We start from the raw sequence: 24,331 nt of genomic DNA on the forward strand, positions 1-24,331 counted from the left end.
GCGCCGTGAGCCTGACCGACACCGCGGGGCAGGTGCCCCCGTGGCGCCTGCTGCTCGGGTACGTACGACCGCACCGCTGGGCGCTGTTCGCGGGCGCACTGCTCGCGCTCGCCACCGGGGCGACCGGTCTGGTGCTGCCGCTGGTGGCGCGCGGGCTGATCGACGACCTGTCCCACGACCGGGCGATCGGCCGCGCGCTGCTCGGGATGGCTGCCCTGGTGGTGACCAACACGGCCGTGGGGGCGCTGGGTTCGTTCGTGCTGCGGCGCACCGCCGAGTCGGTGGTGCTCGGCGCGCGGCGCGCCCTTTCGTCGTATCTGCTGCGGCTGCGCATACCCGCGGTGGACCGCAGCGAGCCCGGCGACCTGATGGCCCGCATCACCTCGGACACGACCCTGCTGCGCGAGGTCACCACCGATTCGCTGGTCGGTCTCGGCACCGGCGGTCTCACGCTGGTGGCGACGGTCGTGATGATGGGGCTGGTCGACGTGGTGCTCCTGGGCGTCACCGTGGGCGTGATCCTGTGCGCGGGGACGGTGCTCGCACTGATCGTTCCGCGCATCAACCAGGCCGGCAGGCGGGCGCAGGACGCGGTCGGGGCGATGGGGGCCGCGCTGGAGCGGACCCTCGGAGCCCTGCGCACGATCAAGGCGTCCGGCGCGGAGCACCGCGAGGAGGCGGCCGTCCACGCGGCGGCGGAGGAGTCCTGGCGGCAGAGCGTGCGGGCCGCCAAGTGGGCGGCGGCGGCGGGCAACACGGCCGGTCTGGCCATGCAGACCGCGTTCATCACGGTCCTCGCGGTGGGCGGCGCCCGCGTCGCGACGGGCGCCATCGACGTGGGCACCCTGGTCGCCTTCCTGCTCTACGTGTTCTATCTGATGTCGCCGATCCAGCAGGTGGTGGGAGCGGTCACGCAGTACCAGTCCGGCGCCGCCGCCCTCTCCCGGATCGAGGAGGCCCTGCGGCTGCCCGCCGAACCGGCCGCCCGGCCCGTGCCGCTGCCCACCCCGGGCGCCGAGCCCGCCGCACTCGCCTTCGACGACGTCCGCTTCCGGTACGCGGACGACCTGCCGTACGTCCACCACGGGGTGACGTTCACCGTTCCGGCCCGTGGACTCACCGCGTTCGTCGGCCCCTCCGGCGCGGGCAAGACCACGGTGTTCTCGCTCATCGAGCGCTTCTACGACCCCGAGGCCGGCCGGATCACGGTGGACGGCCGGGCGCTGGAGGACTGGGACCTGCCGCTGCTCCGGTCCGCCATCGGCTACGTGGAGCAGGACGCCCCGGTGCTGTCGGGCTCGCTGCGCGACAACCTTCTGATGGGCAATCCCGAGGCCGAGGACGGCGAGCTGACCCGGGTGCTCAGGACGACCCGCCTGGACGGTCTGGTGTCCCGGCTGCCGCGCGGGCTCGAGACGCTCGTCGGACATCGCGGCACGAAGCTGTCGGGCGGTGAACGCCAGCGGGTCGCGATCGCCCGGGCCCTGCTGCGCCGTCCCCGGCTGCTGCTCCTCGACGAGGCCACCTCGCAGCTCGACGCCGTGAACGAGGCCGCGCTGCGGGACACGGTCGCCGACGTGGCGCGGACGACGACGGTGCTGGTGGTAGCGCACCGGCTGTCCACCGTGACGACGGCCGACCGCATCGTGGTCATGGACGCGGGCCGCGTCCGCGCCGTCGGCACGCACCGGGAGCTGGTGGCCGCCGACCCGCTGTACGCCGAACTGGCCACCACCCAGTTCCTCGCGACCGCCGTCTGAGTCGGGCAGGACGGGACCGGCGTAGCGGAGCCTGAAGAGGCTGGTGGAGGGAGGGCCCGAGGCCGGCGCCGGAGCCGGCCGAGGCCGGTGCCGTCCCTTCCGACGGGGTCACGGTCATTCGCCCCGGACGGGGCCGAGCTTCTCGCCCCGGACCGCGCCAGGGTCCGGAACAGGGGAGCTGTCGTGCGGATCGGCGCGAAACAGCGGTGATCCACACGACACCCCCCGAACCGCCACCGTTCGCTCACGGGGAGCGATGTCCTGGAATTCCTTGGCCACGGACCGCCTCTCCTTTAGGGTGATGCCCTCCTTCCGCCACTCGGGGCGCCGTCCGCTCGGCGTCCGTCCCTCACCGGGCGGCAGGGCACGTCCCACCCGGATACACAGGCGACTCATGACGGTCAAGAACGGACACCCGGCCGGGCAGGCCATCCCCGAGGACATCTCCGCGGACTCCGTCGGCACACCCGCCGGACTGGAAGTGATCCCGCTGGCCGCCCTGCGCGCCGCGTCCCGCAGCCGCGGGACCGGCCCGGACGTGCCGCAGCGCCCCGCCTGTCACCATCTGCTGACGCTCGCCTCCGGCACCGCGCGGCCCGCCGTGGACTTCACCGCCTACGACGTCCGGCCGGGCTCCTGGCTGTGGGCCCGCCCCGGGCAGGTCCTGCAGTGGGGGGACCTCACGCACGCCGAGGGAACACTGATCGTCTTCGAGCGCCACGTCCCGGACCCCGCCACGGTGTGCGCGGCGGGACTCGATGATCCGCACGCGCGCGTGCTGCGCACCCCGGATGCCGAGGACGCCGTGTCACTGCGGGCGGCGGTCGACCACCTGCGGCAGGAGTTCACCGGCCGCGGCGGACTGCCGGCCGACGCGCACGCCACCGTGCTGCGCCAACTGCTGGACGTGCTGATCCTGCGCGTGGCCCATCTCGGCACGCCGGGCGACCCGGGCCACGCACCAAGCGAAACCTTTCTGCGCTTCCGTGGCGCGGTCGAGCGGGACTTCGCACACACCCGCCGCGTGGACGACTACGCCGTGGCCCTCGGCTACTCGACGCGCACGCTGTCCCGGGCCACCCTGGACACGGCGGGGGTCGGCGCCAAGGAGTTCGTCGACCGCCGCGTCGTCCTGGAGGCGAAGCGGCTGCTCGCCCACACCGACCTGGCGGCCGCCCGTATCGCCGCGCAGCTGGGCTTCTCCAGCGCCACGAACTTCGCGAAGTACTTCCACCAGCGGGCCGGTCAGGCCCCTATCGCGTTCCGCACGGCGGTCCGGGGCGAGCGGCCGGCCGGGGTGTGAGTCCCGGGCCCACGGTGCGCGACGACTCCCGCGGCGGGGGTGACGCCCCGGGTGAACACGAACGGCGGGCCCGCCACGGAACGTCTTCGTCCGTGGCGGGCCCGCCGTCGCCGCGCCGGAACCGGCGCACGCTCCGCTAGCTCTCGATGCCGCCGAGGAGCCCGGTGACGGGCGCGGCCAGGTCGGTCACCTGGTGGAGCTGGTACAGGTCGTTCAGCCCGTTGAGACCCTTGAGCTGCGCGGAGGGCCGCGGGAGCTCGGCCTGGTGCTCGGCCGGGATGTCGCTCAGGGCGAGCGAGTCGAGCGTGGCGATGGGGTTCAGCTTCCCGGCGGTGTGGGCCTCGGAGCCCGCCGCGGCCGCCATCGGCGCGGCGAGTCCCGTGACGCCGACGGCGAGACCAACGGCGGCGGCGATACGTCGTGTTGAGATCATGCCTTCAGCAACGGCCGCGGCCACCGGGCGGACACGGCCCGCCCGCCGGGCTCACCCGAGAGGCGGATCGTGGGGCTGCGTTTGCCGTGCGCCCCGCGGCGGAGGAGTCTCGGTACAGAGGCCCTTCGCGGTCGGCTCCTGGCCGGTCGCGGACTTCCCGAGGAGGTCACCATGGGCACAGCGACAGCCCCCGCCTTCGACACCGAAGCGCTGCGCCGGGGCATTGAAGGACACAGGGCGGCAGATCTGCTGTCGCTCTACGCCGACGACGCGGAACTGCGTGTCGTCGACCGGAACACCCAGCCCAGCCATCCGATGGTCAAACACGGTCGCGCCGAGATCGGCGACATGCTCGACGACGTGTACAGCCGGGACATGACGCACAGGATGGACCAGTGCGTCGTCCAGGGCGACCACGTCGCCTTCACCGAGTCCTGCGAGTACCCCGACGGGGTCCGGGTGATGAGCACGTCGATGATGTCGCTCCGCGACGGGAAGATCGTCGACCAGACGCTGGTCCAGGCATGGGACGAGTAGAAAGGAACTGGCCGAAGGTCCAGATCAGGTCGAGTCTGACCTGGACCTTCTCGGCGACCGCGGGCATGGGCCGGTCGCGGCCCACGCGGACGCGGCGCCGGCCGGTCTCCGCGGCGGGTCTGCGGGTGTCCGCCTCCCTGCTGGACTCGGTCCTCAGAGCGGCGCGTTCCCAGCCGCCGCCCGGAACCTCGCGTACCGTCCGTAGGCTGCGTATCCGACGGCGGTGAGCCCTTGGTGCCGGTGGGCGGGACTCGCCCGTGCGGACCGGCCCGACGACGACGCCGCGACACCGGTGCGGACCGGGACCGACAAACGACCCGCGCGCCGCTGGTGTGTCGGCGCCCGGCCCCGAGGCGGAAGCGGTCAGCGCAGCCAGGCGGAGTAGGACATCACGTCGCCCGTCCTCACGCCGAACTCGCGGTCGCCCCGGGTGACGGTGTCCTCCAGCCCGAGAACCGTTCCGGCGGCCGGGTCCAGGATGAGCATCCGGCGGACCGAGTGCGCCTTGTCGTCGTACACGTACGCCTGCCCGGGGCGGCCCAGCCGGTCGGTGACCGCCCCTGCGGGGCGCAAACCCGGCGCGTCGGCGAGGAGGCGGGTGAGCGCGGCGGTCTCCCTGCTGCCGAGCGTCCAGTTGCCCAGCAGGTCGCTGACAGCGTCGAGGAGTCCGCCGGTGTCCATGGCGTCGCGGCGGTCGATCTCCTCCAGGTAGGCACGCAACCGCCGTGTGTCGTGCGGGGGCCGGGCGCTCGGCGGGGCGTCGCTCCAGCTCGGAGGGTACGTCCGACGGCTGATGACATGGCCGTCCTCGACCGTACGGGGGACGGGGTCGGCGTCGGTGACGACGGGCTTCCCGGGGTGGCTCGGGTCGGTCGCCACGACCAGTTCCGTGTGACTGTCGTCCGCCGCCCAGCGCACGACGCGTTCCTCGGGCAGGGTGACGGGCGGGCGGGCTCCGGGCCCCGAGACCATGCTCAGGCTCCAGGTCTGCACATGGGTGCCCTGGCGGAGTCCGAGTCGCGCACCCTGAGCGGCGGCCCGGTCGGCGAGCACGTCCAGGGGCAGCGGGGCGGAGCCCGTCTCGACGACCAGGGGGCGGGGGGCCGCGACCGCGGGGACGGTGGCGGGGCCGGACAACGTGAGGCCGAGGACGACGGCACCGACGGCGGCGGCCGCCGTGACGGTCCAGGCCCAGTCGCGGGGACGGCGCTGCCGGAGGGCGTCGAGCAGCGGGCCGAGGTGGGGGCGGCGTCCGGTCCCGGCGGGATGCGCGCGGCCGGTGCGGGTCAGGACGTGGAGTCGGTGTTCGGCCCCCGGGTCGAGCGGGCGCTCGTGGAAGCGGGGGTCGTCGGCGGGCACCGGGTTGGCGCGGCGCAGCAGGTCGAGTTCGTCAGCCATGGCCGTGTTCCTTCGGGGTGTCGCGACGGGTCGTTGCGGGGCCGACGGCCACGCTGGTCCGCAGGCCGTCCATCTCGGCGGCGAGCCGGCGGCGGGCGCGGTGCAGACGCATCGCCGCGGCGCGGCTGCCGCAGCCGAGCGCGACGGCGACCTCTTCGGCACCGAGTTCCTCCCAGGCCGTCAGGCGCAGGACTTCCCTGTCGGCCGGGGAGAGCCGGGCCAGCGCCTCGTGCACCCAGTCGGCGGGCGACCCGGCATCGGGGCCCTGGACGACGTGCCTGCCCTGCGCGCTCTCGTCGTTGCCGATCCGGTCGAGGAGCCTGCGGCGGCGCCCGTAGCCGCGTACGGCGTTGGCCACGCAGTGGCGGGCCACTCCGTACAGCCAGGGAAGTGCGGTGGCCGGAAGGTCGTTCCGCCGTCGCCAGGCGACGGTGAAGACCTCGGCCACCACCTCCTCGACATCACTGCTCCGGCCGTCCAGTCGCCGCGCAACGTAGCGGCTGACCGCCCAGTAGTGCTCGCGATAGGCAGCGGCGAAGCTCTCGTCGTTGCTCATGATCGGTAGGTGTCCGGCACGTCCTCCGTGGTCACACCCGTGTGGTGTGACGCTCGTCGCAGGACTTCAGTGTGACGGCCGTACGGGCGCCGGACACAGGCGGGGCATGGAGAGCAACACTGTCACGGCGCTGCCCGCGCCCCCTCCGGTGCGCGTACGCCGCCGGGGAACCGCCGCGGTGAGATGGCTGACCACCACGGACCACAAGACGATCGGCACGCTCTATCTGGTCACGGCGTTCGGGTTCTTCTGCCTGGCCGGGGTGATGGCGCTGCTGATGCGCGCCGAACTGGCGCGCCCCGGGCTGCAGATCATGTCGAACGAGCAGTTCAACCAGGCGTTCACGATGCACGGCACCGTCATGCTGCTGATGTTCGCGACGCCGCTGTTCGCCGGGTTCGCGAACTGGATCATGCCGTTGCAGATCGGTGCGCCCGATGTGGCGTTCCCGCGGTTGAACATGCTGGCCTACTGGCTGTACCTGCTCGGTTCGCTCATCGCGGTCGGCGGGTTCCTCACCCCGCAGGGCGCGGCCGACTTCGGCTGGTTCGCCTACGCCCCGCTGTCGGACGCGGTGCACTCGCCGGGTGTCGGCGCCGACATGTGGATCATGGGTCTGGCCTTCTCCGGCTTCGGCACGATCCTCGGTTCGGTCAACTTCATCACGACGATCATCTGTATGCGGGCGCCCGGCATGACGATGTTCAGGATGCCGATCTTCGTGTGGAACGTGCTGCTCACGGGCGTCCTGGTGCTGCTCGCCTTCCCCGTTCTCGCGGCGGCGCTGTTCGCTCTGGAGGCGGACCGGAAGTTCGGTGCCCACGTCTTCGACGCGGCGAACGGAGGGGCGCTGCTCTGGCAGCACCTCTTCTGGTTCTTCGGGCATCCGGAGGTGTACATCATCGCGCTGCCCTTCTTCGGGATCATCAGCGAGGTGATCCCGGTGTTCTCGCGCAAGCCGATGTTCGGCTACACGGGACTGATCGGAGCGACCATCGCGATCGCCGGTCTTTCGGTGACCGTGTGGGCGCACCACATGTACGTCACCGGTGGTGTGCTGCTGCCCTTCTTCTCGTTCATGACGTTTCTGATCGCGGTGCCGACGGGGGTGAAGTTCTTCAACTGGATCGGCACGATGTGGCAGGGTTCGCTGTCCTTCGAGACGCCGATGCTGTGGGCGGTCGGCTTCCTGGTGACCTTCGTGTTCGGCGGCCTGACCGGTGTGATGCTGGCCTCGCCCCCGATGGACTTCCCCCTCTCGGACAGCTACTTCGTGGTGGCCCACTTCCACTACGTGATCTTCGGTACGGTCGTGTTCGCGATGTTCTCCGGATTCCACTTCTGGTGGCCCAAGTTCACCGGCCGGATGCTCGACGAGCGCCTCGGGAAGATCACCTTCTGGACGCTGTTCATCGGCTTCCACGGCACCTTCCTCGTCCAGCACTGGCTGGGTGCCAACGGCATGCAGCGCCGGATCCCGGACTACCTGGCGGTGGAGGGGCTCACCACGCTCAACACGGTGTCCACGATCTCGTCGTTCCTGCTCGGCATCTCCTTCCTGCCGTTCCTCTACAACGTCTGGAAGACCGCCCGGTACGGGGAGAGGGTCGAGGTCGACGACCCGTGGGGGTACGGCCGTTCACTGGAGTGGGCCACCTCGTGTCCGCCGCCCCGGCACAACTTCCGTGTCCTGCCGCGCATCCGGTCGGAGTCCCCGGCGTTCGACCTGCACCATCCCGGCATCGGGGCCGCTCGCTCCGTACGGGCGGAGCCGGCCCGCAAGGAGCTGCGGTGACGGCCATGGACGACCGTCCGACGGCGGCGGGTGCTCTGATCCGGGAACTGGAGGGCCATCTCCTCATCGCGGCCGCGCGGGCCGAGGGCCGCGCCGAGGCGGTCCGCTTCGCCGGTTCGCTGGTATGGCTGACGGACAGTCAGCGGGAGGAGGTCGAGGCCCGTTACGAGGAGGCCCACCTCGCGCTCGCCCGGCGGTCCTGGGAGCGCACCGCCCGCCGGGGCAGCGAGCTGCGGGCCGAGTACGAGGAGAGGTACCGCGCCCTGCGCAGGCGTTGGTGGGCGACAGCGCTCGTGGGCGCCGCCCTCGTGCTGGCGGCGCTCGCGCTGACGACCGTGCCGGGCGCGTAGCCCCGTCAGTCCCGGGCCGGGACCGCGCCGGCGACGGCCTCCTCCGGGCGCAGCAGCACCGGGGAGGCCAGGTCCACCAGGTCGTGCAGGAGGGAGAGATGGGCGGCGTGCCCGCCGAGTTTGTCGAGGAGGCCGTGCGCTCCGTCCCGGAAGCGGATGAGGTCCTCCTCGTACTGGCGGAGCACGTGCGGCGCGAGGAGAACCGCGGTGAGGGCCGCACGGGCCTCGGGTGAACTGCGCGCGTCGGCGTGCAGCCGGAGGATCTCGTCGGCGCCGCCGGGCGCGGCACCGTCCAGGGCGCACGCCAGCAGATAGGTCACCGTGCCGTTGGCCAGGTCCTCGTTGCGGCCGGTCAGGATGTCGTGCTGGTCGTTGAACAGCTGCCACAGGATGCCGAAGGCGTTGCCGAACTCCCGCCACAGTTCGACTCGTTCGTCCGCCCGGCACGCCAGTACCGCCGCCATGGCGGTGACCATGCTGAACGGCGCGCCGGACTTCCCGAGGTACGCCGCGACCACCGCCTCGCGCGTGGCGGCCCCGACGTCCGCGCGCAGGTCCCTCAACTGTCCTTCGGTCGCGCTGATCCAGCACCGGACGACCTCGGCGGACAACGGACCGCGCGCCGCCTCGGGTATCCGCGGGGACTGAACGACGAGCAGCGGCAGCATGGTTCCGCCGATGACGGTGGCGAGCAGTGCCTCGCTCTCGTCGAGGGCTCCGGCGGCGGAGGCGGCCTGGCCGTCCGCGAGGTCGTCCAGGTAGCACGCGGCGGTCCACCACAGGTCGCTGACGACGGCGAGCGGAACGGCCGGCCCGGGCGCACCCGTCTCCACCCCGTGGACGATCAGCGGCAGCACGCCGAGGGGATAGGTGAACGTCCTGTTCTCCAGGAGTTCGGCCACCACCGCGCGGACCGACCCGGCGGACGCTCCCAGCAGATCGAGCACGGTCTCCCGCTCCGCCCGGATGTCCGAGGACATCTCACGATGCAGATCCATGTACGACATCACCTGCACGGGCCCACCCCCACCACCGAGATTAATCGAGCACTGATTCGATCATTCGGCATCATCGGGAGCTAGGGCGAATTCGCGCCATGGCCGGATGCCCGCCGCCCGACCCTGTGCGCCACCGGTCGAACGGCGGCCCGCCCACCGGTCGAACGGCGGCCCGCCCACCGGTCGGGCTTCGGCCGTTCGGTCGTCGATCCGTGATGCGCGCGGGGCCTGGCGGGGTCGTGACGGCCGCGCGAGCGCCATACTGTCCGTCGTGCGAGTAGCGATCATGACCGCGGGTTCGCGGGGCGACGTGGCGCCGTTCACCGGGCTCGGACACGGTCTGGTGCGGGCCGGGCACGACGTCACCCTGGTGTCGCACGGATGCTTCGAGCCGCTGGTCGCCGGTTCGGGGGTCGGGTTCCACGCTCTCCCCGTCGATCCCCGGGCCGAGCTGGAGTCGGCGCGCGGGCAGCGGCTGCACCGCAGTGTCACCGGGGTCGGCAAGATCCTGCGGCTCGTCGAGATGGCCCGGGCACTCGTCGGCAGCCTGACCGAGGACCTGATCGCGGCCGCCCGCTCCAGCGACGTCCTCCTGCTGTCCGGTTCACTGGGGCCGCTCGGACTTGCCGTCGCGGAGGGGCTGTCCCTGCCGAGCATGGGCGTTCACCTCCAACCACTGTCCCCCACACGTGAGTTCGCTCCTCCGGTGATGGCCGTCCGGTCCTGGGGACCGACCGTCAACCGGGCGGCCGGGACCGGGGTGAGCCTGGCCGTCGAGCGGGTCTACGCGGACACCGTGCGGCACCTGCGCGCCCAACTCGGGCTGCCGCCGCTCGGCCCCCTCGCGGCACACCGCTCCCGCGAAGCGCGCAACTGGCCTGTCCAGCACGGCTTCAGCCCGCTGGTCGTCCCCCGGCCGCGCGACTGGCGGCCCGGTCTCGACGTGTCCGGCTACTGGTGGCCCCACGACCGTGAGGACGCACAACTCCCCACCGCTCTGCGGGACTTCCTGGACGCCGGGCCGCCGCCGGTCTTCGTCGGTCTGGGCAGCGCCACCGTCCCCGATCCCGGTCGGCTGAGCGCCGAGATCGTGCGCGCGCTGCGGGCCGCCGGGCTGCGCGGCGTGATCCAGCGGGGGTGGGGCGAACTGCGCGCCACCGGCGACGACATGATCACGGTCGGCGAGGTCCCGCACGCGCTGCTCCTCCCCCGCATGGCCGCAGTGGTGCACCACGCCGGAGCGGGCACGACGGCCGCCGGGCTGCGGGCCGGAGTTCCCGCCGTGCCGGTACCGATCCAGTTCGACGAGGGCTTCTGGGCCGCCCGGCTCGTGTCGCTCGGCGTCTCACCGGGCGGACTCACCCTGCGAGGACTGCGCGCCGACCGCTTGGCGGCGGCGTTGGTGAGGGCGACCACGGAACCCGCGTACCGTCGGCGCGCCCAGAGCCTCTCGGAACGGCTGCGCGCCGAGGACGGCATCACTCCGGTCGCACGGGCCCTGGGCCGTCTGGGGAACTGAGCAGGCCGCCCGGGGCCCTACTACAGACCTCGGGCGACCGGCGCGCTCATCTCCCCCGAGCGTCAACCACCCGTCCTGCGCGTCACGTTCAGCAGGTACTCCTTCCGGTCCAGCGGGTTCATGTCCGTACGCGGGCGGTCCGGGATCGCGCCGTGCGCGACGGGCGCGTAGTGGTCGAAGGCGCACTCCAGCTCGCCCTCGCCCCGCGTCAGTCCCGGGAGGAGCTGCTCCAGTCCGTGCGTCTCCATGACGGGCAGGACGCCCTCCAGAACGCAGGTGGCGCCGAGCATCCGGGTGGTCTGCGGCACGGCACGCTGCCGGGCGAGCACCGGCAGCACGGCCGCCAGGGTGTCCGTGGGGGCCTCCAGACGGAAGCGGTTCATCGGCTCGTTGACCTGGCTGCCGGCCGCCCGCAGGGCGTCCATCAGCACGAGGGGGGTGAGCCCTCGGAAGTCGGCGCCCGTGCTGGACATGCTCTTGTCGAACCGCTGGTGGGCGTGGCTCTGGCGTGGCGAGTAGCCGGAGTGCGTCATCGTGACCGTGCAGTCGGTGACCTGCCAGCCGTGCACGCCCTGCCCCAGCGCCTCCTGGACGGTGTCCTCGACCGCCTTGAAGAACGCGTAGGGCATCGACCCGAGTTCGACCTCCAGCCGGAAGGAGACACCCGAGCCGACCGGCGCGGCGTCGACGCGGAGTCCGACGGTCGCGAGGAAGGGGTTGGGGTCCTTCTGGTTGAACTCGACCGCCGCGCCCGAGCCGACCGGTCGTTCGACACAGAGCGGAGTCGTCTCACGGAACACCACGTCGATGCCGAACTCGTCGGCCAGCGTCGCCTGGATGACCTCCTTCTGCACCTCTCCGTAGAGGGAGACGGAGACCTCCCCCCGCACGTCGTCCTGACGGAGGTCGATCAGCGGGTCCTGCTCGGCGAGTCGGGTGAGCGCGAGATGCAGCGCCCCCCTGTCGCCGGTACGACGGGGAGAGACGACTGTCTCGAGGGTCGGCGGCGCGAAGTGGTGTCCGTCCGCGGACGAGGTCCGCGGCGCGCCGAGGGTGTCGCCGATCCGGACCGCACCGAGTCCCCACAGCCGGGCGATGCGCCCCGCGGTCACGGACTCCGCCCGGACGGCCGAGCCCGCGTCGAAGACGCTGATCCCGGTGACCTTCCCCTCCTCTCCGCCGTGGAGGGGCAGCCGGTCGCGGGTGCGCAGGGTTCCCGAGAACATGCGCGCGTACGCGATCTTCTCCCCGGCCGCTCCGCGTTCGACCTTGAACACGGTTCCCGATACGGGGGCTTCGGCGTCCGCCTTGGCGGCGGGCAGCAACTCCCGCACCCCAGCGATCAGTTCGGTGACGCCGGCGCCCGTCACGGCGGATCCGAAGAAGACCGGATGGACCAGGGCCGCCCCGGTCTGCTCGACGAGCGCGGAGCGCAGACGGTCGTGCGACATGCGGTCCTCGACGTACGCGGCGAGGAGCTCCTCGTCGTGGTCGGCGAGCGGGTCGAGGAGGTGGGGCCGCAGCCGGGCCGCGGGGTACGGGGTGAAGTAGGCGTCGCGGGTGCCCTGTTGGCCGACCTCGCCCATCGGGACGATCGCCGGGGTGAGCCGCTCGGAGATCCGCTCCAGGACCTCCGCGCAGCGCGCGCCACGGCGGTCGATCTTGTTCACGAAGATCAGCGTCGGGATGCGCAGGCGCTGGAGCGTACGCATGAGGACGCGGGTCTGCGCCTGTACGCCCTCCACGGCCGAGACGACGAGGACGGCACCGTCGAGCACGCCGAGGACCCGCTCCACCTCGGCGATGAAGTCCGGGTGTCCGGGGGTGTCGATGAGATTGACCGTGGTGTCGTCGACCGCGAAGGAGACGACGGCCGATTTGATGGTGATGCCGCGCCGGCGCTCCAGCGCGAGGGAGTCGGTCTGGGTGTTGCCGTCGTCGACGCTGCCGATCTCGTCGATGACCCCGACCGTGTGCAGGAGGCGCTCGGTCAGGCTTGTCTTACCGGCGTCTACGTGCGCCAGAATTCCCAGGTTCAGCAAGTGCACCGCGAGTCATGTCCTTCGAAATGGGAGTGGTTCCTTCCTGGGGGGACATGAACGGTGCGCGCATGGGTGCTCCTCGACGGTGCTGGTGGACGCTTCCTGCTCACTCCAGCAGGAGGCACCGCCCGGCAGCAACGGATTAACGCTCAACCAACTGCCGTCTCCGGCTCGTCGAGGCGACGCGGCGGCGGTCGGGCGTCAGCCGGTGCGCGGTGGCAGGCGGTGCAGGGTGACGTCGGCGAGCCGGCTGTCGTCGGTCACCGTCGCGGTCATGTACGTGCAGTGCGGCCGGCGGCGCCGGTCGGTCGGGGAACCGGGGTTGAGCAGGCGCAGGCCCGTCGGTGCGGTGGTGTCCCAGGGGATGTGGCTGTGGCCGAACACCAGGACGTCGAGGCCGGGGAAGCGCTCCGCGCAGCGCCGCTCCCGGCCCTGAGCGGCGCCGGTCTCGTGGACGACGCCGAAGCGCAGGCCGCCCAGGTCGGCGCGGGCGATCTCCGGGAGGCGGGCCCGCAGCTCGGGGCCGTCGTTGTTGCCGTACACCCCGATGACCCGGCGGGAGCGGGCCTCCAGCAGGTCGAGGGTGGCGGTGTCGACCCAGTCCCCCGCGTGGATCACGACGTCGGCGAGCGGGAGGTCGGCGAGCAGCGGGGCGGGAAGTTCCCTGGCCCGCTTCGGGAGGTGAGTGTCGGACAGCAGCAGAAGGCGCACCCTCCCAGCGTGTCACCCCGTCCTTCACTCCAGCGAGAGTTCGCTCCAGACCTGCTTGCCGCCGCTCACCGGCACCGTGCCCCAGGTGTCCGACATCGCCTCGACGAGGAGGATGCCGCGCCCGCCGGTGGCCTCCCAGCCGATGCTGGTGGGCTTGATCGGGGTGCGTGGCGAGTTGTCCGCGACGGCGATGCGCAGGCGCTGGTGGACGAGGGTGAGGTCGAGCCTGACCTGCCCGTCGGTGTGCACCAGGGCGTTGGTGACGAGTTCCGACACGATCAGCAGGGCGGCGTCCGTGTGGTCGGCGACGCCCCAGCTGCGCAGGGCGCGCCGGGTGTAGCGGCGGGCGTGCCGGACCGCCTCGGGTACCCGCCAGACGGTCCAGCTCTCGCGCAACGGCAGGACGTCCATGCCGTCGAAGCGCATCAGGAGGAGGGCCACGTCGTCGGAGCGGTTGGCTTCCGTGAGCAGTTCGTCGGCGACGAGACCGAGGTGGGCGGGGTCGGATCCGGCCAGGCCCGCCGCGAGCCGGTTCAGGCCGTCCTCGATGTCGACCTCGACGGACTCGACCAGGCCGTCCGTGGTCAGCGCCACGATGGTGCCGGGCTGCAGCCGGAGGGGACTCATGGGGAAGTCGGTCTGCCGGATGACGCCGAGCGGCGGGCCGGGTTCGGATTCGGGGACCTCGGTTCTGCCGTCCGGGTGACGCAGCACGGGCGGGAGGTGTCCGGCGCGCACGTACCAGGCGGAGCCCTCCTCCATGTCGACGTCGACGTAGCAGCAGGTGGCGAAGAGGTCGGTCTCCAGATCCAGCAGGAGCCGGTTGGCGAGCGAGACCACCACGTCCGGCGGGTGACCCTCGACGGCGTAGGCGCGCAGGGCGGTGCGCATCTGGCCCATGAGCGTCGCGGCCGAGGCGTTGTGTCCCTGGACGTCGCCGATGACGAGGGCGACGTGGTTGTCCGGCAGCGGGATGACGTCGTACCAGTCGCCGCCGACGTCGAGGCCCGAGGTGGTCGGCAGGTAGCGGGCCACGGCGACCGCGCCGGGCAGCTTGGGCAGACGGCGCGGGAGCAGGGTCCGCTGGAGCATGCCGATGAGCTCGTGTTCGGCGTCGAAGGCGTGGGCGCGCACCAGTGCCTGCCCGGCGAGGCCGGCGGACGCGGTGAGCAGGGCGCGCTCGTCGGGGCCGAAGTCGTGCGGGGCGTCCCAGCCGATGAGACAGGCGCCCGCCATACGGCCGCCGGCGGGCAGCGGCAGCACGGCGAGACCGCCGGGGCCGACGCCGGCGAGGGCCGGTTCCAGGGGTGCGCCCGCGGGCCAGATCGCCGGGCGGCCCTCGCTGAGAGCGGCCTCGAGGGTGGGCATGGAGCGGACGGGCGCGTCGGGCCACTCCGAGCGCCACTCGGTGCGCCACAGTTCCGGCCAGGAATCCGGTTCGGGCGGGTCGAGGACCGTGACGACGAGGCGGTCGCCCTCCAGCTCGGCGAGCGCGATCCGGTCGGCCTGGAGGGGGACGCGCAAGGCGTCGACGACCGCCTGGCCGACGTCGCGGACGGTGCCCGCCGTGGCGAGGGCCGAGGCGAGCCGCTGGACGCGGGCCACGTCGTTCAGGCCGGAGCGCAGCTTGGAGGCGTCGGAGACCGTGCCGACGAGGCGGGCGGGGCGGCCTTCTCCGGAGGGGAGCAGGCGGGCGCGCAGCCGGAGCCACTGGTGTCCGCCGGAGGGCTGGAGGATACGGAACTCCAGCTCGCGTTCGCCGAGCGACATGTGGTCCGGTTCGACCGCGGACATCAGCGAGGGCAGGTCCTCGGGCACGGTCATCGAAAGGAGGGTCTCGACCTTGCCGTCGAAGTCCTCCGGGTCCAGCCCGAACAGCTCGAGCACCTCGTCGTCGACGTCGACGTGTCCGCTGTCCATGGAGAGGGTGAACGAGCTGGCGGGCAGGTCGTCCGCGTCGTCAGGCAGCGGGGTGGGCGGGCACACGGCGGCCTCGGCGAGCATCGCCAGGCAGACCCGTTCGTCGGAGCCGAAGCCGCCGGGGCGCTCACTGACGGCGACCATGCAGCCGTTGTCCCGCAGGGGCAGCACGGCCAGGGAGAAATCCTGGGACGGCAGCCGCCGGGCGTCGGCGCAGCGGGCCACCTCGTCCGGTCCGAGCCAGCTCGGGTGCCCGGTGCGCAGTGCCTCGGCGGCCGGGGAGGTGCCGGACAGGGGGTAGCTGTCCCGCAGGCCGTACAGCGTCCGGGGTACGCCCGCGGAACCGGCCAGGTGGAGTTCGTCGCCGTCAGCGCTCGGGGCGTACGCGGCGGCGACGGCGGCACCGCAGAAGACGAGTGCCTGTTCGAGCAGCCGGTGCAGCCGTTCGCGGGGGTCGAGGTCCGCGGTGAGCGTCTTCAGGGCAATTTCGGCACGCGAGGTTCGCGTTTCGCGTTCCGTTGCGCCCTCACTGACCACGTCCGCAATTACAGCGCTTCCGGGGCCCCTGCGCAGCCCCTGTGACCGTTCCGAACGCGTCGGGCCTGCGCAGGGGCCTCGCGGGCGGGACTGGTCGAACACCTGCCGAACGGAGTCGGCGGTGTCCGACGGGGGCGTACGACGCAGTGGTCCGGCCCTCCCGCCGGAGGGCCGGACCGTCCACCACCGGCCGGAATCCCTGTTCCCTTGGCCGGATCAGTGGCCCCGCGTCACCGGGGGCACCGGCGGCTGGGGGTTCAGCCGGGTCAGGGGGTGGTCACCATCCCCGAGCCGTCGTCCATGCCGGAACCGGACTGATCGTCGGCCGCGCCGCCCTGGTCGGCAGCGCCCTGGTCGTCAGCAGCTCCGCCGGCCTGGTCGTCAGCAGCTCCGCCGGCCTGGTCGTCGGCAGCTCCGCCCGCCTGGTCGTCGGCAGCTCCGCCCGCCTGGTCACCGGCGCCCGCGCTCGGGTCCGCGGCACCGCCGGCACCGGCGTCGCCCGCCCCCAGCGTCGCGCCGACCGCCTGGAGCGCGGTGGTCACCGGCTGGAAGAAGGTCTCGCCGCCGACGGTGCAGTCGCCGCTGCCGCCCGAGGTGAGGCCGATCGCGCTGCCGTCCTGGGTGAACAGGGAGCCGCCGCTGTCGCCCGGCTCGGCGCACACGTCGGTCTGGATGAGGCCGGTGACTGTGCCCTCGGGGTAGTTCACGGTGGCGTCGAGGCCGGTGACGTTGCCGTCGTTCAGACCGGTGGTGCTGCCCATCCGGAAGACCTGCTGGCCCACGGCGGCGTCGGCCGCCTGGTTGATCTGGACGCTCTGCCCGTTGCCCACGTCGACCGCGCTGTTGGCCTGGGTCGCGGGGTCGTCGTACTTGACGAGGGCGAAGTCGCCGTCACCGGGGAAGGTGGCCTGGTCGACGGTGGCGATCGGCGCGCCGTCCTGCGCGTCCGACCACTGGGCGGCGGCTACACCGCAGTGACCCGCGGTGAGGAAGGCGGGGCTGCCGTCGCTCGCGGTCACGTTGAAACCGAGCGAGCAGCGTGCGCCCCCGCCGAAGATGGCGTCGCCGCCGTCGACGAAGGTCTTGAAGGTACCGGCCGACTTCTTGACGGTCGCCACCCCGGAACCGAGGTCCTTGACGGTCGACGTCAGCGTGTCCCACTTGGAGCCCGTGACGGTGGAGTCGGCGGTCACGCGGATCTCGTTGGTCTTCGGGTCGACGGACCAGGCCGTGCCGGGGATCGTCGCGTCCGTCTTCAGCGTCTTCGCGGCGGCCCGGAGGTCGGACGTGCTGTTCTGCACCTGGTGGGCGACGGCGCCGGCCTTCTCGATCCGGTTGACGACGTTGCTGTTGTTACCGACGACGTTGATGACGAGCTGCTTGTTCCCGGCGTCGTAGTACGAGCCTGCGAAGGCGTCGCCGAGCTGGGAGGCTAGCTGCGCGGCGACGTCGGAGACGTCGGTCGCCTTGAACGTTCTGGGGGCGGCGTCATCCCCGTTCGACTGCGAGGCATTGGCGTTGGGGAGCAGGAGAGCCGCTGCTCCGAGCGCTGCCACGCTGCCCGCCGCGATCGCGGCCTTGCGCTTGGGTATCCGTTTGTGACTCAACTCTTGACCTCCTGGGGACGGGGCCGATGCCACCGTCCGGCGGCTGACTGGGGGCGCCTGGTTGCCCGTTGATACGCGAGTGCCGGGCGGGGTGTTCAACTGCCATTGCAAACTGCTGGAGTTGACGGGTCCATAGGCGTGGATTGCGCGACAAACAGACCCTTCCGCGGCACGGTCCCCGGCGCGGGACCCCGGCGCGAAGCAGGGATGGCGGGCCACTCGCGGACGTGCGCGACGCTCCGCTTCCGGGCGGCGACCCTCCGTCGACAATCGGTAGCGGAATCCTGGATTCAGCGAATCTGCACATCCCGCGCTCACGGGAGTCACGGCATCCCGGGGATCTGCACACTCGCGCGCCCCCCTCCGCACCATTGGGCCGGACTGTCCGATTCGGCCCGCGGGCGGCAACCAAGGGTGTGCGCCGATACCGCGCACGGTGTGAAGAAGTCGCCGCAACGTGGTGTGGAGACCTGCACGCTTCACCGCACTCGGCGCTCAAGTTCCCAGGTGGGAGCCCTGGTTGATTGGAAGCGTGCGGCGCGCCCGTGCTTTGATCCGTTGCACCGCGGAGGTCGCAGCAATGCTCCCGGCAACGGGATCCGCGCTTCCGCGGTGGCGGCCGCGTCTGTCCCCAGAGGGGGCCGCTCTCCCCCTTGTGAATATCCATATGAAGGGAAGTTCCACCATGAACTCCACCCCCCGTTTCCAGACCGCCGAGATCTCCGACGCCGACCTCGACAACGTCTCGGGCGGCCTCGCGCTGAACGCCGTCGGCACCGTCACCGACCTGGTCGACGGCGTTGTCCCGGTCTCCGGCGTCGTGGGCACGGTCGTCGGCACCGTCGAGGGTGCGACCGGCCTGAACACCGGCGCGGTCACCGGCCTGGTCGCCGGTCTCTGACCGACCCTGGATCGCGCTTCACACCGCGGAGTCCCGGAACCGCCCCCCGGTTCCGGGACTTCCGGGTGCCGTACCTCTCTCGAAACAGGTGAGGGAAGCTCCGTGCAGTTCCGTCAACAGGCCCTCGCCAAGCTCCAGTCGCCCGAAGAACTCGACCTTCCGGTGCGCTTCGCCCGCCCTCAGGGCTGGCTCGTGCTGTCCGTGACCGTCGTCGTCATGGCCGCCGCCTCCGTGTGGGCCGTGACCGGCACCGTCTCCTCCACGGTGAGCGCACCCGCCGTCCTCACGCACGGCCAGGGCAGTTACCTCCTGCAGAGCCCCGTCGCCGGCCAGGTCACCTCCGTCGTCGCGAAGGAGGGCGAGCGGCTGCCCGCGAACGCTCCCGTGGTCAAGGTCCGTACCGCGCAGGGCGGAACGACCGTCGTGCGCACCGTCGCCGCGGGCCGCGTCACCGCGCTCGCCGCCACCATCGGCGCCATCATCTCGACCGGCGCGAACGTGGCGTCCGTGGAGAAGGTCGCGCACGCCGACGACCCGCTGTACGCGACGGTCTACGTCCCCGCCGAGAGCGCCGCGACCCTTCCCGCGAACGCGTCCGTCGACCTCTCCGTCCAGTCCGCGCCCACCCAGCGGTACGGCGTACTGCGCGGCCATGTGGCGACCGTCGGCCGAAGCGTGCAGACCCGGCAGCAGATCGCCGCCTACCTCGGTGACGACCAGCTCGGCGAGCAGTTCAGCAAGAAGGGCAGGCCGGTGGCCGTCCTCGTGCGGCTCGACCGCTCCTCGCGCACCAAGAGCGGACTGAAGTGGTCCTCTGCGGACGGACCCCCCTTCCCCCTCACCTCGATGTCCCTCGCAACGGGTTCGATCCGGCTGGCCGACCAGCGCCCCGTCGATTGGCTTCTGCCGTGACCACCACCCCCGACACCCGGGGCAGACGCCGCTCCGCCCCGCCCCGGCGCACCGTGCCCAAGAGCCGCGTCCGGGCCGTGCGCACCCCCACGGTTCTCCAGATGGAGGCGGTCGAATGCGGCGCGGCCTCCCTCGCGATGGTCCTCGGCCACCACGGCCGGCACATCCCGCTCGAAGAGCTGCGCATCGCGTGCGGTGTCTCGCGGGACGGCTCGCGGGCGAGCAACCTGCTGAAGGCGGCGCGCGGTTACGGCCTCACCGCCAAGGGCATGCAGATGGACACGGCCGCGCTCGCCGAGGTACGGGCGCCCGCGATCCTGTTCTGGGAGTTCAACCACTACGTCGTGTACGACGGCATGGGCCGCCGGTTCGGGCGGCGCGGTGTGCACATCAACGACCCCGGCAAGGGCCGCCGCTTCGTGCCGATGGAGGACTTCGACACGAGCTTCACCGGTGTCGTCCTCGTCATGGAGCCGGGCCCGGAGTTCCGCACCGGAGGCCGCAAGCCGGGCATCCTGGGCGCGATGCCGGCCCGGCTGCGCGGGACGTCGGGCACGATGCCCGCGGCCGTGCTGGCGAGTCTGCTGCTGGTGGCGGTCGGTGCGGCGGTACCGGCACTCAGCCGGACGTACATCGACCAGTACCTGATCGGCGGTCAGAGCTCGCTGCTCGGCGTGCTGTTCGCGTCGATGGGCGCCTCGGTGCTGCTCACCGTGGTGCTCACCTGGCTGCAGCAGGCGAACCTGCTCCGGGGGCGCATCATCTCCTCGACGCTCTCCAGCGCCCGGTTCCTGCGCCATCTGCTGCGCCTGCCCGTCACGTTCTTCTCCCAGCGCAGCCCCGCGGACCTGGTGCAGCGTCTCCAGTCGAACGACGCGGTGGCCGAGACCCTGGCCCGGGATCTCGCGGCGGCCGGCGTGGACGCGATCGTCGTCGTCCTGTACGCCGTGCTGCTCTACACGTACGACCCCCAGCTCACGGCCGTCGGGATCGGTGTCGCGCTGCTGAACGTGGTCGCCATGCGTGTGGTGATCAGGCTGCGCGCGACCCGTACCGCCAAGCTCCGCGCCGACACCGCCCGACTGACCAACACCGCGTACACCGGGCTGCAGTTGATCGAGACGATGAAGGCGACGGGCGGCGAGGACGGCTACTTCCGCAAGTGGGCCGGGCAGCACGCCACCACGCTGGAGGAGCAGCAGCGCCTCGGAGTGCCGAGCGCCTGGCTGGGGGTCGTCGCACCGACTCTCGCGACGCTCAACAGCGCGCTGATCCTGTGGATCGGCGGCCTGCGGGCGGTCGAGGGGCACATCTCCGTGGGTCTGCTCGTCGCCTTCCAGGCGCTGGTCACCCGCTTCACCGCGCCGCTCACCCGGCTGAACGGCGTCGCGGGCCGCATCCAGGACTTCGCCGCCGACGTGGCCCGGCTCAAGGACGTGGAGAACTTCCAGACGGATCCGCTGTACACCCGGCCCGGCGACGGGGAGTCCACCCGGCGCCTGCAGGGCCATGTCGAGCTGGAGAACATCACGTTCGGCTACAGCCCGCTCGACAAGCCGCTGCTCACCGGCTTCACGCTGACCGTGGGCCCAGGCCGGCAGGTCGCGCTGGTCGGCGGGTCCGGCAGCGGCAAGTCGACCGTCTCCCGACTGATCTCGGGCCTGTACGCGCCGTGGGAGGGCACGATCCGCATCGACGGACGGCTCCTTGAGGACATCCCGCGCGGCGCGCTCGCCTCGTCCGTGTCCTTCGTCGACCAGGACGTCTTCCTCTTCGAGGGGACCGTGCGGGACAACGTGGCACTGTGGGACCCCTCCATCACGGACGAAGCGGTGGTCACCGCGCTGCGGGACGCGGCGCTGTACGACGTCGTGACGCGCCGTCCCGGCGGTATCCACAGCAGGGTCGAGCAGGACGGCCGCAACTTCTCCGGCGGCCAGCGTCAACGCCTGGAGATCGCGCGGGCGTTGGTCCGCAGGCCGAGCATCCTGGTGCTCGACGAGGTGACGAGTGCACTCGACGCGGAGACCGAACAGACGGTCATGGACAACCTGCGGCGGCGGGGCTGCGCGTGTGTGGTGATCGCCCACCGGCTCAGCACCGTGCGGGACAGCGACGAGATCGTCGTGCTCGAACACGGCACGGTCGTCGAACGCGGCCGGCACGACGCGCTGGTCGCCGCCGGCGGACCCTACGCCACGCTGGTCAAGGAGCGATGACATGACCACGGTTCACGAGGGCGTGCACGAGGGGGACCTCGTCCTCGGCGCGCTCGGCGGCATGGGCACACCGGTCGACTGCACCGGGCTCAACCGACTCGACCTGGAAGGCCCTCAGGTCCTGTGGCTGGTCGCCGCGGGAGCCATGGACCTGTTCGCGGTGGACGCAGCGCAGCAGGGGCACTGGCACCACCTCGGCCGGCTGGAGGCGGGCTCACTGCTGCTCGGTCCGGTCGCCGGGCCGCAACACACGCTGGTCGGGCGGCCGTTGCGGGACTGCGTGGTGCACCGCATCGCACTGCGGGAGCTGTACCAGCAGGCCGACACGGCGACCTGGTCCTACGACACGTACGGCAATCCGCAGTATGTCCCGCCGACGGAGAGCCCGTTGGAGTACGCCCTCGCTCTCGGGGTCGGGCGCAGTCTGTCCATCCTCTTCCAGGCGCCGATGGCCACCGAGAACGCGGCCGCGCTCACCGACGACGACGTGTTCTGGATGCGGGTGCCCCCGGGCAGCGTCCAGTACGGCTCGCTCTACGGGGCCGAGGCGGCGGCCGACCTGCTGATGGACCCGGGTGTCTGGCAGGGCATGGTCGACCAGCAGTACCGGCTGCTGTCCACCCTCGACCGCTGGATCGAGCAGCTGGAGGCCGGTCACGAGGACCGAACGGCGGCCGGTATCAGGGCGGGTGAGGCCGTCCGCGTCCAGGCCGACCGCGCGCTGCTCGCCTCGATCGGCAGGCCTTCCGACAAGCGCCCGACCGCGGCCGACACGGACGCCACCCATGCGGCCTGCACGCTGGTCGCCCGCGCGGCGGGGATCGCCCTGGCCGGGCCGGCGCAGAGCGGCACGGAGAGTGACCGCCTCGACCCCGTCGAGCGGATCGCGCTCGCCTCGCGGGTCCGCACGCGCGCCGTACGTCTCGACGGGCGCTGGTGGCGGGACAACATCGGCCCGCTGGTCGGCCGTCGGGCCGTGTCCGGCGCGCCGGTCGCGCTGCTGTGGCGGCGCGGCGGCTACATGGCCGTCCATCCGTCGTCCGGGCGGGAGACGCCGGTCGAGAAGGCCAACGCGGCCGAGTTCGAGGCGCGGGCCGTGATGTTCTACCGTCCGCTGCCCGAGCGGAGGCTGAGCCCGCTGCGGCTGCTGCGATTCTGCCTCGGGGGCACGGCCGGCGATCTGCGCAACCTCGCGGTCAGCGGACTGGTGACCGTGGCGATCGGAGCCCTGGTGCCGATCGCGACCGGCCGGGTGCTCGGCGAGTACGTGCCGAAGGCCCAGCACGGGCTCATCGTGCAGGTATGTCTCGCGCTCATGGTCACCAGCGTGGTGTCGGCCGCGTTCATGCTGCTGCAGAACCTCACCCTGCTGCGGATGGAGGGCCGGATCGAGGCGAGCCTGCAACCGGCGGTCTGGGACCGTCTGCTGCGGCTGCCGACGACGTTCTTCACCTCCCGCTCGACCGGTGAACTGGCCAGTGCCGCGATGGGCATCAGCGCGATCCGCCGACTCCTCGCGGGCGTGGGCCCGACCCTCGCGCAGGCGGGCACGGTCGGCGCGATGAACCTGGGGCTGCTGTTCTGGTACAGCGTGCCGATGGCGCTCGCCGCGATCGGCATGCTCGTGGTCATCGCCGCGGTGTTCCTGGGTCTCGGTCTGTGGCAGGTGCGCTGGCAGCGCCGTCTGGTGGTGCTGAGCAACAAGCTCAACAACCAGGCCTTCCAGACCCTGCGCGGCCTGCCCAAGCTGCGGGTCGCGGCGGCCGAGAACTACGCGTACGCGGCCTGGGCGGGCGAGTTCGCCCGCAGCCGCGAGCTACAGCAGCGGGTCGGCCGTATCAAGAACCTCACGACGGTGATGGGCGCGGTGTACCTGCCGCTGTGCTCGCTGCTGATGTTCATGCTGCTCGCGGGTCCCGCGCACGGCTCGCTGTCCGCGGCCGAGTTCCTCACCTTCAACACGTCGGTGACGATGCTGCTGACCTCGGTCACGCAGATCACCGGCGCGTTCGTCTCGGCGGCCGCCGCACTGCCGATGTTCGAGGAGATCAGGCCCGTGCTCGACGCGGCACCCGAGGTCAAGGTGGCGAGCACCCGGCCCGGCCTCCTGTCCGGCGGCATCGAGGCCCGCAGGCTGTCGTTCCGGTACGCCGACGACGGCCCGCTCGTCCTCGACGACGTGTCGTTCGCCGTCCGTCCCGGCGAGTTCGTGGCGGTCGTGGGCCCGAGCGGCTGCGGCAAGTCCACGCTGCTGCGCCTGCTGATCGGCTTCGACAAGCCCGTGTCGGGCAGCGTCCTGTACGACGGCCAGGACCTGTCGGCGCTCGACCAGTCCGCGGTACGGCGGCAGTGCGGTGTGGTCCTCCAGCACGCGCAGCCGTTCACCGGGTCGATCCTGGACTGCATCTGCGGCACCGAGCCGTACACGCCGGAGGAGGCGATGGCGGCCGCGGAGATGGCGGGTCTCGCCGAGGACATCCGGCGGATGCCGATGGGCCTGCACACGCTCGTGTCGGGCAGCGGCGCGATCTCGGGCGGCCAGCGTCAACGCCTGATGATCGCTCAGGCGTTGATCCGCCGGCCGCGCATCCTCTTCTTCGACGAGGCCACCAGCGCCCTCGACAACGAGACGCAGCGCACGGTGATCGAGAGCACCAAGGCGCTCAACGCCACCCGGGTCGTGATCGCGCACCGGCTGTCGACGGTGCTGGACGCGGACCGCGTCATCGTGATGGAGGACGGCCGGGTCGCCCAGCAGGGCACGCCCGCGGAGCTGCTGGCGGACACGCGCGGGCGGCTGCACGAGCTCGTGCGTCGCCAACTCGCCTGAGGG

The 24,331-nt window shown here is 72.0% G+C and carries 18 protein-coding genes; 10 read left to right on the top strand and 8 right to left on the bottom strand.

Annotated elements, in window-relative coordinates:
• Nucleotides 1–5: 5 nt before the first annotated feature.
• Both ACIRQH_RS05075 and ACIRQH_RS05080 read left to right on the top strand, forming a co-directional pair.
• On the top strand, nt 6–1,760 hold the full coding sequence (locus ACIRQH_RS05075) for an ABC transporter ATP-binding protein (protein ID WP_404224282.1): 1,755 nt from the start codon (nt 6–8) through the stop codon (nt 1,758–1,760).
• 394 nt (nt 1,761–2,154) lie between these two features.
• Nucleotides 2,155–3,063: a helix-turn-helix domain-containing protein gene (locus ACIRQH_RS05080; protein ID WP_388876956.1), complete on the top strand. Its 909-nt coding sequence runs from the start codon at nt 2,155–2,157 to the stop codon at nt 3,061–3,063.
• A 136-nt stretch (nt 3,064–3,199) separates the two neighbouring features.
• On the opposite strand, the gene ACIRQH_RS05085 is transcribed toward ACIRQH_RS05080, so the two are convergent.
• A complete protein-coding gene (locus ACIRQH_RS05085; RefSeq protein ID WP_388876953.1) occupies nt 3,200–3,496 on the bottom strand; it encodes a hypothetical protein in 297 nt (98 codons plus the stop codon).
• Nucleotides 3,497–3,667: 171 nt separating this feature from the next.
• On the opposite strand from ACIRQH_RS05085, the gene ACIRQH_RS05090 reads away from it, so the two are divergent.
• A complete protein-coding gene (locus ACIRQH_RS05090) occupies nt 3,668–4,033 on the top strand; it encodes a nuclear transport factor 2 family protein (protein ID WP_358815894.1) in 366 nt (121 codons plus the stop codon).
• Nucleotides 4,034–4,396: 363 nt separating this feature from the next.
• Here ACIRQH_RS05090 and ACIRQH_RS05095 read toward each other — a convergent pair whose 3' ends face one another.
• Entirely contained in the window at nt 4,397–5,431 is a 1,035-nt protein-coding gene (locus tag ACIRQH_RS05095; protein ID WP_404224285.1) for a CU044_5270 family protein, read from the bottom strand.
• Nucleotides 5,424–5,987 carry an RNA polymerase sigma factor gene (locus ACIRQH_RS05100; protein ID WP_388931576.1) on the bottom strand — a complete coding sequence of 188 codons (564 nt, stop codon included), beginning with the start codon at nt 5,985–5,987 and terminating at the stop codon, nt 5,424–5,426. The genes ACIRQH_RS05095 and ACIRQH_RS05100 overlap by 8 nt, the downstream gene beginning before the upstream one ends.
• A gap of 106 nt (nt 5,988–6,093) precedes the next feature.
• On the opposite strand from ACIRQH_RS05100, the gene ctaD reads away from it, so the two are divergent.
• Together ctaD and ACIRQH_RS05110 are read left to right on the top strand one after the other, a co-directional pair.
• A complete protein-coding gene (gene ctaD / locus ACIRQH_RS05105) occupies nt 6,094–7,782 on the top strand; it encodes a cytochrome c oxidase subunit I (RefSeq protein WP_388876944.1) in 1,689 nt (562 codons plus the stop codon).
• Between the two features lie 5 nt (nt 7,783–7,787).
• Complete coding sequence (locus ACIRQH_RS05110) at nt 7,788–8,132, top strand: hypothetical protein (protein ID WP_388931869.1); 345 nt, start codon at nt 7,788–7,790, stop codon at nt 8,130–8,132.
• Nucleotides 8,133–8,137: 5 nt separating this feature from the next.
• Here ACIRQH_RS05110 and ACIRQH_RS05115 read toward each other — a convergent pair whose 3' ends face one another.
• On the bottom strand, nt 8,138–9,130 hold the full coding sequence (locus ACIRQH_RS05115; RefSeq protein WP_388876941.1) for a polyprenyl synthetase family protein: 993 nt from the start codon (nt 9,128–9,130) through the stop codon (nt 8,138–8,140).
• Between the two features lie 286 nt (nt 9,131–9,416).
• Between ACIRQH_RS05115 and ACIRQH_RS05120 the strand changes: the two genes are divergently transcribed.
• Nucleotides 9,417–10,649 (top strand): glycosyltransferase, encoded by a 1,233-nt coding sequence (locus ACIRQH_RS05120; RefSeq protein WP_404224552.1) that lies wholly within the window; start codon nt 9,417–9,419, stop codon nt 10,647–10,649.
• A 62-nt stretch (nt 10,650–10,711) separates the two neighbouring features.
• Here ACIRQH_RS05120 and ACIRQH_RS05125 read toward each other — a convergent pair whose 3' ends face one another.
• From ACIRQH_RS05125 to ACIRQH_RS05140, 4 genes are all read right to left on the bottom strand, one after another.
• Nucleotides 10,712–12,697: a translation factor GTPase family protein gene (locus tag ACIRQH_RS05125; RefSeq protein ID WP_358815889.1), complete on the bottom strand. Its 1,986-nt coding sequence runs from the start codon at nt 12,695–12,697 to the stop codon at nt 10,712–10,714.
• 195 nt (nt 12,698–12,892) lie between these two features.
• Nucleotides 12,893–13,402 carry a metallophosphoesterase family protein gene (locus tag ACIRQH_RS05130; protein ID WP_388876935.1) on the bottom strand — a complete coding sequence of 170 codons (510 nt, stop codon included), beginning with the start codon at nt 13,400–13,402 and terminating at the stop codon, nt 12,893–12,895.
• Between the two features lie 24 nt (nt 13,403–13,426).
• Nucleotides 13,427–15,859: a SpoIIE family protein phosphatase gene (locus ACIRQH_RS05135; protein ID WP_388931582.1), complete on the bottom strand. Its 2,433-nt coding sequence runs from the start codon at nt 15,857–15,859 to the stop codon at nt 13,427–13,429.
• A 266-nt stretch (nt 15,860–16,125) separates the two neighbouring features.
• Complete coding sequence (locus tag ACIRQH_RS05140) at nt 16,126–17,466, bottom strand: S1 family peptidase (RefSeq protein WP_404224289.1); 1,341 nt, start codon at nt 17,464–17,466, stop codon at nt 16,126–16,128.
• 685 nt (nt 17,467–18,151) lie between these two features.
• On the opposite strand from ACIRQH_RS05140, the gene ACIRQH_RS05145 reads away from it, so the two are divergent.
• From ACIRQH_RS05145 to ACIRQH_RS05160, 4 genes are all read left to right on the top strand, one after another.
• Nucleotides 18,152–18,367, top strand: coding sequence for a hypothetical protein (locus tag ACIRQH_RS05145; protein WP_081220685.1), 216 nt, complete (start codon nt 18,152–18,154; stop codon nt 18,365–18,367).
• Between the two features lie 102 nt (nt 18,368–18,469).
• Nucleotides 18,470–19,279, top strand: coding sequence for an HlyD family efflux transporter periplasmic adaptor subunit (locus ACIRQH_RS05150; protein WP_388931587.1), 810 nt, complete (start codon nt 18,470–18,472; stop codon nt 19,277–19,279).
• The gene (locus ACIRQH_RS05155) at nt 19,276–21,498 is read left to right on the top strand and encodes an NHLP family bacteriocin export ABC transporter peptidase/permease/ATPase subunit (RefSeq protein ID WP_388931590.1); all 2,223 of its coding nucleotides are present in this window, start codon (nt 19,276–19,278) and stop codon (nt 21,496–21,498) included. The genes ACIRQH_RS05150 and ACIRQH_RS05155 overlap by 4 nt, the downstream gene beginning before the upstream one ends.
• Nucleotide 21,499: 1 nt before the next feature.
• Complete coding sequence (locus tag ACIRQH_RS05160; protein WP_388876920.1) at nt 21,500–24,328, top strand: NHLP bacteriocin export ABC transporter permease/ATPase subunit; 2,829 nt, start codon at nt 21,500–21,502, stop codon at nt 24,326–24,328.
• Nucleotides 24,329–24,331 lie beyond the last annotated feature (3 nt).

This window comes from Streptomyces sp. NPDC102279, from assembly GCF_044766365.1.
GTDB lineage: Bacteria > Actinomycetota > Actinomycetes > Streptomycetales > Streptomycetaceae > Streptomyces.